The sequence below is a fragment of the Kosakonia sp. S57 genome, assembly GCF_016516575.1.
GTDB lineage: Bacteria > Pseudomonadota > Gammaproteobacteria > Enterobacterales > Enterobacteriaceae > Kosakonia > Kosakonia cowanii.
On record NZ_JACVUL010000009.1, the window covers coordinates 126,675 to 139,615 of the forward strand.

Below are 12,941 nucleotides of genomic sequence, written 5' to 3' on the forward strand. Positions count from 1 at the left end.
CACACGGGCGGAAAATGTCAGCCCAAAGATGCTGTGTAGCGAGTTAAAGGAGCAGCCTCCGGCTGCGGTTTTTCCCGGCTCCCGCTGCACCACTGAATCAGCGCGGGCGACGTACTGAGATCGAACAAATCACGCCCCATCGCGCGATTCAGAATACAGGCGGCGCGCCACGCCATCAGGCTAAGCTGCGGCTCGGCAATACCGTGGGTCTGCATGCTGGCGTTAACGGCGAACAGGTGATTCTCTTTCGGGCCGTCCCATTCAATGGTGAAATCGTCCCGCACGTTGAAATTGCATTCGTCGCGCAAAGCAATGCGCGACATCAGCGGCGACAGCATCTGCGGCAGCGCAGGGCGGTAGCCGGTGGCGAAAATCACCACGTCGCTCTCCAGCGTGTCGTAGCCTTTATCCAGATGATGCTCCAGAAGCAGCTGCCAGCCCTGGCTCCGGTTTTCAAGACCGGTGACCGACCGGCTCGGCATCAGACGGGCGTTACGCGGCAGGCCGAGCACCTCGAAGCGGTGGTACAGCTCGCGATAAATCGTCAGCAGCGACTCGGCAGTAATACCGTCAGAGGTCATTTTCTGCTCGTCAAGCATCTTCTGGCGCGCGGCGTGATCCAGCCCGACAAAGCCGGACACGTACTCCGGAGTGAAATACTCATTGGCGAACGCTGCTTCATCCAGCGCGTTAAAGTTATTGCGACGCGACACCCAGCTAATCTCTGCAATGTCGCCCCATTCCCCGCGCAGGGCGTTGAGGAACAGGTCCGCGCCGCTTTGCCCGCCACCGACCACCGTCACCCGCTTACCGCTCAGGTTGGGCTGGCGCAGGCTCATTTCGCTGGCGTGGAAGCAGGTCGGCGAGGCGCTTTTCACGCAGGCTGGCAGGTGCGGCTGCTTGCCAATGCCCAGGCAGACGTGGCGGGCGAAGGTTTCGCCCTGGCTGGTTCGCACGGAGAAAAGCTGGCGGCTATCGTCAAACGCGATGCGCTCCACCGTATTGTTGAAACGCAGGTTATCCATCCCTTCGGCGGCCCAGCGCAGATAGTCTGAGAACTCATCGCGGGAAACGGTGCGCAGCTCGGTGGTCAGGAAGCGATAAAATTTCTTGCGCTTCACCAGATAGTTCACAAAGCTGTACGGGCTGGTCGGCGCAACGGCGCTCACCAGATCTTTCAGGAACATGGTTTGCATATGGCAGTCCGGCACCAGCATACCCGGATGCCAGGCAAACTGCGTGCGGCCGTCGAAGAAGCAACTGCTGAAGTCTTCCGCTTCATGAGCTAACGCCGCGATGCTCAGGTTAAACGGACCGATGCCTACGCCAATGAAATCTACAGTGTTTGTCATGATTTAATCCTTTGTCGCCAGCCACAGCGGGTTTTGCAGATCCTCGAGGTAATTTGGCAGCATGCGGCTGCCGCCGTCCTGCTCAGGGAAGGTCAGTTTTACCGGGTTCAGCACGACGCGAATGATTTGTGGCTTGAAGAGTGAGAAAAGCGCGAAACGCGCCGACAGTTGTGGGTGCTCCTGCATGTAATCACTCAACACTGCCGCCAGCAGTTGATAAAAACGTCTCTCCGGCACGCCGAGGCGGGCCATAAGCGGCGAAACAAAGCGCAGCACCGTCACAAAGTGGCCGGTTTGCAAGTCATGAATCAGATAGTCGGCGCTCAGGCGGGCGGTTACATCCCGCACTTCCTGAGGCAGGGAGTCCATCTCCGGGAACTCATCCTTCACCAGCCGCATGTCGCCCTGAAAATCCTTCAACAGAACTCGCTGCGGCACGCCATTTCTCATGGCGAGGGTAATATTTTGTCCGTGAGCGATCAGCGCGACGCCGTAGCGGCACAGCAGGTGGTAGAGCGGCACCACCACCACGCGGAACATCTGCGACAGCCAGGCCTCCGCGTCCATTCCGGACTGGGCGATGTACGCGCCAATCAGCGGCCGGTTGTGCTCGTCGCACTCCATCAGGGTCGCCATCAGAATCGGGGTTTCATCAGGCTTCAGCCAGCGGCACGGATTCTCGCGCCAGATAACGCCGAGCATCTCCTGATAACGGTACGGGGCCTGCGCCAGCGCGGCGTAGCCCTCGTGGGAAACGTAGCCCGCCGCCGGTTCGCCGAGGATTACTGCGCCGCTTTGTTGCAGCGTCGGGTCAGCGGCAAACACCTGCTGAAGCCAGCGCGAGGCCAGCGGCCCGGCGGCGATATATTTGCCCGGGATGCCGCGATAGCAGGAGGTGTTGTAAATCGTCAGCGGCAGTTTGATATCCAGCCCGGCCTGGCGGCTGGCGTTGGTCAGGGTGCGCAGCGACTGCTGGGCGAGCCAGCGGTCGCCAAATTCTCCCAGCGACACCATGCGCCCCTCCGCCAGATCTGCGACGAAGTCGAGGGCGATTTTTTGCTGCCACTGCCACGGATGCACCGGCAAGGCGTGCCAACTCTTGTCCAGCCCGCGCGCCTGCCAGGCCTGATGGAAGCGGGCCCGCTCCTGCGGGTCCATCGCCGCCGTCAGCAGTTGCTCGCTGTCCAGCGCGCTGTCGCAGCGCCAGACCATGCTGTCGCGTTTCACCGCCAGCCAGTGAAGCTGGAAGGTACTGGCGTACTCTGGGGCATAGCGTGTCAGCGCATCCTGTCCCCAGCCGCGACGGCCCTTATTAAAGGCGAATTTTGGATGACCGCTGAGCAGGCACTGCAGCCGATCGGCATCCAGCGCGATAAGGTCTTCCGCGCTCAGGCCGCGACGCGCGTTGCGCAGCTGCAGGTCGCCCAGCAGCGTGGCGTAGAGATCCTGCATATGCTCGGCAACGGTGGCATCGCTCATCGACAACACCGACTTTAGCTGCATCAGCAACGTCTGTGCGACAACGGGCTCATCGGCACAGCGCAGCGTTGCAGGATCGATCCACAGCCAGCCCCAGATGCCGCGCTGTGCGCTGAAGTGCCACTCCGCGCCCGGCAGATTAATCGCATGACGGTCATCCCCCAGTGACTCGGCGTGAAAGACCTGTTCGTATTCCAGTTCAGCCAGCATTTTCGCCACCAGCTGGCGGTTAACAATTTCCCAGTCCGTACGATTCATCACAGACCCACCTCCGTAAAGAAGCGGGTGCGATCCGTCATCACCAGGCGCGAACGTTTATGCGGGAAGTCGAACTCTTTCAGCGTGCGGTAGCCCGCCGGATCGAAGTGGCGGAACAGGCGCTGGTTGTCGGCGCGCGGCTCCAGCACCGTGCGCTGCGTGCACGGTTCATCCAGCAGCAAATAGTGCGTCAGCCCGCGCAGCCAGCTTTGAACGTAGTGCGCGCCGCGCCAGGCCTGTTCGCCGACAAGCAGGTGCAGGCCGCGATCGTAGGGCTGCCAGGTATAGTGGCGGCCGATACGGTCTTCCGCAGCCCAGTAAATTTCAAAGTAGCTGAATGGTCGATCGTCAAAACAGCCAATCAACGGGAACGCATGTTTTCCAGTGAGCTGGCGTTCGAGATAGGCGGTCTGGAGCTCAAGGGAACCGCCTTGCTCCCAGAAATATTCCACGCGCGGATCGTTCATCCAGCGGGTAAAACGTTCGGCGTCCAGCGCCGGGTCTGCCACGCGGAAGCTCAGGGTTTTACGTACGCGCGGGTCGTAGCGACGATAAACTTCACCTTCCGGGCGCGCAGGGCGGGCAGGGAAGTAAATTTCCCGTTCTGCGTCAAAGATCATTTCGCCGGAGGCCTGTTTTGACGGCGCATTCAGCCAGAGCGGGAGCTGCCAGAACGCGGCGCGATGAATAATGTCGCTGTGCATATGCGCAAAAAGCGCCAGCGCCTGCGGCTCTTCGCGCCAGTCGGCGTAAGGCAAAATCAGCGCGGAGATGTGCGGTGCGGCGATGAAAATCTGGTCCAGCGCGTCGCGCAGCCAGCCTTCCGGCAGCGTACCCGGACAGCGCAGCACCGCGCTGTTATCCAGACCCCAGCTGAGAGTCAGCTGTGCGTCGAGTTTTTCACAGCACAGGCCGTGGCCGCTGTGAACGATATTGGCCATAGGCATTCAGGACTCCTGTGCCAGCAGCGGGTTGGTGAAATCGAAATATATAACCGATGGGTCGACGATGGTGTTTTCGTTGTGATCGTTCAGGTAACAGAAGAAGTTGCCTTTCACGTTCCAGAACGGGCTTTCCAGCACGTAGTCGAGACAGGTCTTGTGTGTCACCTGCTCGCGCACCGCGTTAAGCTGTATGCGTACCCGCGACATCAGGTTAACTTCGCTGTCCAACCCGGCGACACCCAGCGCGGCGGTAACGGCGAATGTGGAGTTCACCAGCAGGTAGTACGGGAAGTAGCGCAGTAATTGCTCGCGGGTGAAGATGTTTTCAGCCTGCGCTTCGCCGATAACATCGAGCCAGCCCGCCGCATGTGGCATAAACGCGCTGCCCTGGCAGTCGCGGTAGATAAGCCCAACGGGGAGATCCTGCTGCATCTCCACCAGGATATTTTGCTGATGCGCCAGCAGGACCAGACCGTAATCCGCTTCGGCGGTGAACAACGGCTTCAGTACCTGCTGGCAGTAGGCATCAACCCACGCGTGGGCGGCCTGCTGCGGCGCGATCCCCAGACGAGCGCTCAGGCGTTTGACAGCCGCGACCAGCAGCGAATCGCCGCCATCGGGTGCTGCCTGCGTCAAAGACACCAGGACGTTGGTCTGGCTTTGTGGCCGATCGACCAGCAGGTTTTCACGCAGGGCAAACAGGCTTTCAGCCATGATATTGCCGTGCAGATCGCGCAGCCCGCTCCAGCCGTCCTCCTGCATCACCTGAAACGTCGGGAAACGGGTTTGCAGCGTCTGCCAGCGTTCCGTTTGCGCCAGTCGCGCCAGGCGCATGCCGCGCGCCACTTCTTTCACCGACAGGGTGCGCACGGAGTTGGTCAGGCGCACGCTGAGCGAAAACTTGATCATGTCGCGGCTGGTGGCGCAGTAAAGCGAACGGGAAGAGGTGGTCGGCAGCCACAGCGTACCGGCCTCGCCCAGATCCCGCAGCAGACCCTGTTCCGCCAGATGCTGGCACCACGGCTGTTCCAGTAGATAGGTTGCCTGCCACGGATGCAGCGGGAAAAGCCACTGGCTATCGCTTAGCTCACTAAGCAGCTGCGGGGCGTTTTCGGCGGCAAAGCGCGTCAGGCGCTGTTGCAGATTCAGATGCAGGCTGTCGCCCGCAATGTGCGCTTTATCAACCGCAAACCAGCGCAGCGAGAAGTGAGGCGCGAAGTCCGGCAGGTAGCGCTCCGCCTCATGCTGGGTAAAGGGTTCATGCGATTTTGGTGCCGGATGGAACGCGTGGCCCACCAGCAGCGCCTGTTCCGCTTCGCCAAAGTTCAACGCGTGCTCGCGCAGGGCGGCCCAGTCGTGACGAGCGTCAATGGCCTGCTGCGTATGCATATGGCTTTGGGTGACGCGCTGGTAAAATGCGTCGGCGTGAGACGCGGGCAGCGACAGCGTGTGCTGGAGCGAGTCCACAATAAGACGGGAAAATGTCGGGAAATCGACAGGCTCGCGACGCGAAGCGCTCACTAACCGAGCCGGGAAGGCAAAACGGTGGTGCTGAGTCGGTGAGAAGTAGTCCACCGTGAAGTGAAGTGCCTGACGATTGTCGAGGGGGATAATCAGTTCAGCAGGCTGGCTTTCGCTCAGTCGCCAGGTTTTAGTTTCACGAATAAGCGCGTTCAGAAAGCATTGCGCAGCGACATCCCATTCCGGAGTTTTCTTTGGCAAAGTCATAATCAAACCGATCCCACTTGTTGTGATAATGCGAATTCTGACGATAATGTTTCTCATTATCAATAACAATTGTTAGAATCTATATAAATATTTTCACAAATAATCACAATTTATACATGGATTTGCAACATTGTGACTTCTCTTGAGATAGCGGACGTGCCGCAAAAATCCTTGTCCTGTTGGCCACTGGCGTTCAGCGCGGGGCTGCTTGGCGTAGGGCAAAATGGCCTGCTGGTGGCGATCCCGGTTCTGGTCATTCAGACAAACCTCAGCCTGTCGATTTGGGCGGTGCTGTTAACGCTTGGCTCAATGCTGTTCCTGCCGTCGTCGCCGTGGTGGGGAAAACAGATTGCGCGCCGGGGCAGCAAACCGGTGGTGCTCTGGGCGCTGGGGGGATACGGCGCGAGCTTTGCGCTGCTTGGCCTGGGCAGCGCGCTGCTGGCGACTCACGCCATCCCTCCGAGGGCGGGCATCGGGTTGTTAATTATCGCGCGGATTATTTACGGGCTTACTGTGTCGGCGATGGTTCCGGCCTGTCAGGTCTGGGCCTTACAGCGCGCCGGGGAAGGGAAACGAATGGCAGCGCTGGCGACCATCAGTTCGGGATTAAGCTGCGGTCGACTGTTCGGGCCGCTGTGCGCCGCGGCGATGCTGACGCTGCATCCGCTTGCACCGATGGCACTGTTGATGGTCACGCCGCTGCTGGCGCTTATTATGCTGCTACGTTTACCGGGCACGCCGCCGCAGCCCGCAGCCGATCGCAAAAGCGCGCGCCTCACACCTGCCTGCCTGCCGTATCTTCTCTGCGCGCTGCTGCTGTCGGCGACCGTCAGCCTGATGCAGCTTGGCCTGTCTCCCGCGCTCGCCCGTCAGTTCGCCACGGATACCGCAGCGATTAGCCATCAGGTGGCGTGGCTGCTCAGCGTGGCGGCGGTGGCATCGCTGATCGCCCAGTTTTGCGTGCTGCGCCCCCAGCGGCTAACTCCGATGGCGCTGCTGTTAAGCGCCGGTGCGCTCATGTTATGCGGTCTGGCGTTGATGATAGCCGTGCCGCTGTGGCTGTTTTATCCCGGCTGCGCGCTGCTTTCCTTCGGGGCTGCGCTGGCGACGCCCGCCTATCAGCTTCTGCTAAACGACAAACTTGCCGACGGCGCGGGTGCAGGCTGGGTCGCCACCAGCCACACGCTGGGCTATGGGCTTTGCGCCATGCTCGTGCCGCTGGTCTCGCAAACCGGCATCAGCGTAGCGCTGCTGGTCACGGCTTTTGTCGCCGCTACTCTCTTCACCGGGGGGGCTTGCGTTATCTGGTTCAGCCGCCGTCGTTCACCGTCTTCCGTAATCTAAGGGTAAGGAAAAGTTATGGCTGGAGTTCAGGGCTATCGCCTGTTTAACGTGCAGTTGGCGCGTAAAACCGAAATCTCACCGTCGCTGCTAAGCCTGGTGTTCAGCGGGCCGGAGGTGGCGCAGATGAAATCGGATTCGCCCGATCAGCGTATCAAAATGCTGTTTCCATCCGAAGACGGCACGCTGCCGTCGCTGTCGGGAGACGTGCAGTGGTATCAGGCGGTGCAGAGCATGGAAAAAGCCAGGCGACCGGTGGTTCGTACCTACACGCTGCGCCACGTCGACCCGGCAAGCCAGGAAGTGACCGTTGAGTTTGTCCGCCACGGCGTAGAGGGGCCCGCGTCGGCGTGGGCAATCAACGCAGCGCCGGGCGACGCGATTCAAATTGTCGCGCCGAACGCCGCCCATGAGGCGGACAGCGGCGGCTATGAATGGACGCCGCCGCTGGGGTTACGCAATGCACTGATCGTCGCAGATGAAACGGCACTGCCCGCCGCGCGCGGGATCCTTGAACGTCTGGCAGCACAGGCGAACCCGCCGCGCGTACAGGCGTTTTTCGAAGTGCCGGAAGCGGGCGACTGCGTTGATTTAAGCGCATTCTCCTTTGCGCAGATTACCTGGCTGCCGCGCAATCCTCATGGCGCAAGTCACGGCGAATGTCTGATTGATGCGGTGAAACACGCTGCCCGCGTGCCGGAAAGCGCGCATCACGTTCAGGTGCAGGAGGAAGGGGATGGCGAACTGCTGTGGGATAAAGCGACCAGCAATAGCACCGCGTTTTATGGCTGGGTAGCTGCGGAGTCCACGGTGGTGAAGCTGCTGCGACATCATCTTGTAAGCGAACGCGGCGTGGCGCACGAGGCGATTAACTTTATGGCGTACTGGGCAAAAGGACGGGATCGCTGAACGCGTTGCGCAGTGATACGGCCAGGATGACAAAACCTGAAAGAGATCGCGCAGCGAAAATTCGTTTCAATTTGGCTCGGAAGGACATAACTCCGGAACGGTGGGAACTCGACGCGCTGGCTCGTGGGGCAACGGTGATTTACGGCGATAATAAATTCAAATATCCGGCTGCTGATGAGTGGCCGGAAATTTAAATCCAAACGGAGTGGAATTGATGAACGTTTGTTTAATTCAAATGGATATTTACGGCAGGCATTAAGATATCAGTAATCCTAAAATATAGGTATCAAGCTCGGTCAAACTTCCGAAATTCCCTGCAAATATTTCACCGAAGCATACTGTATAAGTGTAACACCACCGGGGCTGAATTTCCGCTAAGCATTTATTTCTGAAGTCTGGCTGCTGCTTTTAAAGTAGCTTGCAGTCTCTTTTCAATAAATAGTGCAGCCTGTTTTTTTGCTTTTTTTAACTGTTCTTCAGAAGCTGTGCGGGGGGAGCCACATGTGAAGGGAGGCGCGGGGTCATATTCCATATGCAGCTGAATATTCTGAGCGATATAACTTCCATACATTTCTGACACGACGTTGAAAGCAAAATCTATACCTGAAGTCACGCCTGCGCCGGTTATACGGTTGCGGTCACGAACTACGCGTTCATTTATCGGTTCCGCACCTAATAATGCGAGCTGCTCCAGAGATGCCCAGTGTGTCGCTGCTTTATAACCCTCCTGAAGCCCTGTTGCGCCCAGAACAAGCAACACAGTACAGACCGAAGTTACCAACTTCCGAGTTCTTCGTTTGATGGCAGCGTCCCCCTTGATTAATGATAGCGTTGCATCGACCCATTGAACTCACAGTACAAACAGATCTTACTGTGCTTCTCTCTGGATCAATGTACTTCCTATTCCCAGTATCAGATTGCAACTGAAGAGCTTATCTTCGCGTATTGAACCAATAGCCAGCACGCTGTACTGGCAGCGGGCTCCCTGCCGCCCGCACCGGCGGCCTCCGCATTCACCGGGAACCCCGCCCGGCGAATACTGAGGAGATGGTTAAGTGCGTTTCACCGCATCGATTGCGTAGCGCAGATGTTCCTGACCAATATCCGCGTCATGACTGTCCTCTGCCATTTCCAACGCCTGCCCCACCGGCTCCTCCGTCAGTTGCTCGTCGACCGTGAGAAAATCTTCCTTCAGTCAGAACGTGCCACAGCACAGAGCGTCTGCCGGATACTGTGGCGGTGCAGGCATCGGGAAGGGGCTGCAGCCTTTCACCACGTCATCGAGTCCTCTTACGTGATCGCCGGCTTCTGTACTGGCCAGGTACCAGCCCTCTAGATAGATCGTCATTTCAGGGGTTTGAGGACCAACGGAACGAAAACGTACGCTAAGATCATAACTATATGATAAAGTTATATTTATCTATGAATCGTTACCCTGTTTTTTACATTGCTCGGTAGACAAATGTTCTGGTAGCATGACATGCATCGACAGAGGGTCTTGCCATGCCTGATAAATGTTTTCCCCATTTCCAGTCAGATTCCGATACTGTTATTCCCGTTTCTGTCGTTAGAGGGATACCTACCGGACAATGCCGTGCTGCTCTCCATCTTTTCTGGAACGCTTTTTCCAGAAAATTGCGTTTCACTCTCGGAACTGAGAAGAAGACCCTGCGATTTCTTGAGCGTTGTATCGATCCAGAGCAAACCGTATGTGCGATTGATTCTGCCGGCCAGCTTGCTGGTTTTGCTGCTATTAGGGGTTCTACGCCGGAACCGCCGAAATTTCCGTTACCCCAGTTTAAGTCCGGCAACCAGTGTATCCAGATCGATAAGTTCATTGCTGCTCTGGAAGGTGTAATGCCCGTTCAGCAAAATGTGCTGCCAGGCCACAGGTGATATCAGGGTCAGCGCCTCGACGCCTTTGGTATTATCTTCGGCTTCCAGTCTCTCCAGCAAACGTGACAGGATCGCGGAGTTGTAATAAATGATCGCGTTGGAGATCAATCGCCCACACTGGTTACTGATGTCCGTTTCAATATCATTTTTCCCTGTTAACTCTTTCTTACCGCCGACTTTGGCGACTGATGCACGTAACTGGTGATAAGATTCAACGCGGTTCTGAGAGCGACGGATATTGCGTTCCAGCTGCGGGTCACGCAGATACTTCAGCGTGTAAATACTGCGAACCAGCCGATCGTATTCAAATACCGCCTGTCTTGTCGGGCTGGCCGTAGTATATGTACATAACTTACGGATCAGCGTTCCCTGCGTCATTTCTTTCAGCCCCAGCGTGGCGACGATTCGATTTAGATTACTTTTTTCGCGGGTGATAAGGTCCAGATCAATCTGACCGGCAGGCTGGATCAGGCATTTTCTATAGGCCGATGGGGCTCGGGTACAGTACAGTTCCTGAAGTTGTTTGTTAAGGTCAGTAAAATGGGGTTCAAAGCGAAGGCCAAACCAGTGCAGGATCGCAAAGTTGGATTTGTTGATGCTGTGCATGTCACCGGTAATGGCCGTGGGTTTCACTGCTGAGGTGTTGCGGTACCAGATGTCAAATACATGATGGCCTTCGTAGTCGTTTGTGCCAATCAGGTATCCGTTGACTGGAATGTGGTTGCACAGCAGCGTGTAGGCCACCATGCCTTTACCACGACCAAAATATTTACGTGAATACCGTGCTTTCACTGTCGGACGCTCAACACCAAATTTTTGCCCGTCAACGGCTCCATAAAGCGTCTCCGGATCAAACGAATAGAGCGGAAAAACCGGTAGTGCTTCTATAGCATCAGTTATACAGTCATTGGCCGTGAGCAGAGACGCTAGACGAAGGTACTGTTCGTACGTGGTCTCCAGAACATGGAAAGGTATATCGCTGGTTCGTGCCATCACATGGTTACCATGATTCATCGCCTGGGCAACGATGACCGCCATCAGGCTGTCTGCATCAGCTTCTTTTTTGGCGTAACGGGGTTGCAGCGGTTTCATGGCGGGGAGGAACCGGCACTGCCCGTTAACAAAGCGGAAGACATCGGTTACATCGCAAAATGGCAGTTGCTCATAAAAACGCTTATTCTGCGCCTTATGACGGCTGACCACCGATTTATGCCAGGTCAGCTTCTGCGTTTCTTTATCGTATTCCAGATGTTTCAGTTTCCCCTGCTTCAGCTCGCGGTTAAATGCTTTCCACTGCCGGTGCAGCTCGGATGCCAGTACTTTTAGCTGTGTTTTAATGGACTTCTGCAGGAACGGGATGTTCATTTCAGCCAGCACCGCGGCCTGTTCCCCTTCCGGTACCAGTTCATCAGAAAGATGGCGGTGCCGGAGACTGTCATTAAGGTGGAAATCTCCCGACTGAAAACGCTTTCTTATCTGACGATAGAGCCAGAACTCATAGCGCCCGGCATTCAGGCCTGTGGGCTGACCATCCTCACCGAATTCCAGCAGGTACGGGCGCAGCCGCGCTGGTAACGTTTCCGGTGGGCACTCCTCAAGTGGCCGCTGCAAAAGCGTCTGCTTTTTGCTGAACACCGTTCTGAGCCAGTTAAGCGCCTCTGCCCACGGGCTGTCCCGGACCACGCTGGTGAGATCGAGTGAAAGATATAATGGTCGCAGGTGACGCCGTATTAATGCCGTCATGCCATCCACGGCCTGCCACTGCAGCGCCAGTCTGCTGACGGGCTTCACGCTCATGCGTTGTGCGGTGGTTTTCAGCGTCTCCCTGGGCATTATTTTCCAGGCCCGGCGGCGGACTTCACCAAAGGTGGTGGGGTCAGGAACGCTGTCATCAACATAAAGCGACAACAGTCGCCCGATTTTAGACGTTTCGCGCCGGTGTTTTTCCTGCATATCAGCCATGAGTTGTCTGGCCACGCTGCGGCTCTCATCCTCAAGCTGTTTCATATGGAAAAACATCGCATCCACCAGGTTGTCACTGAACTGGCGATAGCGAACCCATGCATAACACAGCAGGTAAAGGCGGGTCTGCTCCGGCTTCAGGTTGCGGAGATCGTAAACGGTATAGAAATTTGCCAGACTGGCGTAGTACAGCAGGTTTTGCTGCGAAATATTCAGTGCTGGCAAAATATCGCAGGCTTTATGGTGCAGCGGCTCCAGGATAACCCGCTTTTCCCGTTCGTGAGCCATCTGGCGCCAGCCAAAGTCACGCGCATCCTGCCTGAGGATCGCGAGCCGGGAAAGGGTATCATCACGTTCAGTCAGTCTGTCCAGGTCAGCAATAGTTGCATCATCAAGCTGTTCCGTCAGTATACGTCCCAGGCGCTGCCTTTCTTCAGAAAGAACCCGGCTCACCAGCTCCTGAAGCGTGGTATAACCGGGGCGGATAATTTTATGTTCGTTAAGCCAGATAATCAGCTCCGTAGCAACAAAGCCGGGGGTTACATCCCGGTGAACAATGCTGGCTGCCTGCTGTTCAAGCTGTGACGACAGAGAAGATGACCACGGTTGGTAACCGTACAGTGAGCAGATTTTTTCGCGCTGAGCATAGCGCTCGTGCTTAGTGAGAGTCAGCTCCGGAAGTGACTCCCCGTGAAAATAACGGTTCAGCACAAAGTTACTGTCGTCCTTAACATCACCCCATCCGAAGCGGAAAAACAGGTGTTTGGCTTTAAAGTAAGCGATCTGAAGGATGCAATAAATTTGAGCGTGAAGACCCTGACGACTACAGGCCAGCGCCAGTTCGGATTCATCCAGCGCCAGGAATTCCAGTCGCTGTACATCATCGAAATCAGGAAGACCATACAGCGCCTCCTGCTCGGCGCTACTTAAAACCGCCAGCCGTTCACTTTTGCCTGTCGCTTTGCCACGCGTTGTCATCCTGACCCCGATTAATCATGTCCGTAAGAGGATCGTTGAACGGACAGTAAACTTAATTTTTATACCTGCCATAAATCGCTGCTGAAGTTGTCTC

General features: G+C 56.7%; 7 protein-coding genes and 2 pseudogenes. 3 read left to right on the forward strand and 6 right to left on the reverse strand.

Going from position 1 to position 12,941, the window contains the following annotated elements:
• Positions 1-17: 17 nt before the first annotated feature.
• The 4 genes from iucD to iucA are packed head-to-tail and all read right to left on the reverse strand — an operon-like array spanning position 18 to position 5,761.
• Positions 18-1,352, reverse strand: a complete 1,335-nt coding sequence (gene iucD, locus IAE48_RS11075) for an NADPH-dependent L-lysine N(6)-monooxygenase (protein ID WP_200134383.1) — start codon at positions 1,350-1,352, stop codon at positions 18-20.
• Between the two features lie 3 nt (positions 1,353-1,355).
• Positions 1,356-3,089 (reverse strand): aerobactin synthase IucC, encoded by a 1,734-nt coding sequence (iucC, locus tag IAE48_RS11080; RefSeq protein ID WP_200134464.1) that lies wholly within the window; start codon positions 3,087-3,089, stop codon positions 1,356-1,358.
• Positions 3,089-4,036: a N(6)-hydroxylysine O-acetyltransferase gene (gene iucB / locus IAE48_RS11085; protein ID WP_200134384.1), complete on the reverse strand. Its 948-nt coding sequence runs from the start codon at positions 4,034-4,036 to the stop codon at positions 3,089-3,091. The genes iucC and iucB overlap by 1 nt, the downstream gene beginning before the upstream one ends.
• A complete protein-coding gene (gene iucA, locus IAE48_RS11090; protein ID WP_200134385.1) occupies positions 4,037-5,761 on the reverse strand; it encodes an aerobactin synthase IucA in 1,725 nt (574 codons plus the stop codon).
• 132 nt (positions 5,762-5,893) lie between these two features.
• Here iucA and IAE48_RS11095 point away from each other — a divergent pair, with 132 nt between their 5' ends.
• The 3 genes and pseudogenes from IAE48_RS11095 to IAE48_RS11105 all read left to right on the forward strand — a co-directional run.
• Positions 5,894-7,105 (forward strand): MFS transporter, encoded by a 1,212-nt coding sequence (locus IAE48_RS11095; RefSeq protein ID WP_370569016.1) that lies wholly within the window; start codon positions 5,894-5,896, stop codon positions 7,103-7,105.
• A 15-nt stretch (positions 7,106-7,120) separates the two neighbouring features.
• Positions 7,121-8,011 (forward strand): siderophore-interacting protein, encoded by an 891-nt coding sequence (locus IAE48_RS11100; protein WP_200134386.1) that lies wholly within the window; start codon positions 7,121-7,123, stop codon positions 8,009-8,011.
• Positions 8,012-8,019: 8 nt separating this feature from the next.
• A pseudogene (locus IAE48_RS11105) lies at positions 8,020-8,205 on the forward strand (replication endonuclease); the annotation flags it as partial.
• Positions 8,206-8,393: 188 nt separating this feature from the next.
• On the opposite strand, the pseudogene IAE48_RS11110 reads toward IAE48_RS11105, so the two are convergent.
• Positions 8,394-8,795 (reverse strand): annotated as a pseudogene (locus tag IAE48_RS11110) (DJ-1/PfpI family protein); the annotation flags it as partial.
• Positions 8,796-9,799: 1,004 nt separating this feature from the next.
• Entirely contained in the window at positions 9,800-12,847 is a 3,048-nt protein-coding gene (locus IAE48_RS11115; protein WP_200134387.1) for a Tn3 family transposase, read from the reverse strand.
• Between the last annotated feature and the right edge of the window lie 94 nt (positions 12,848-12,941).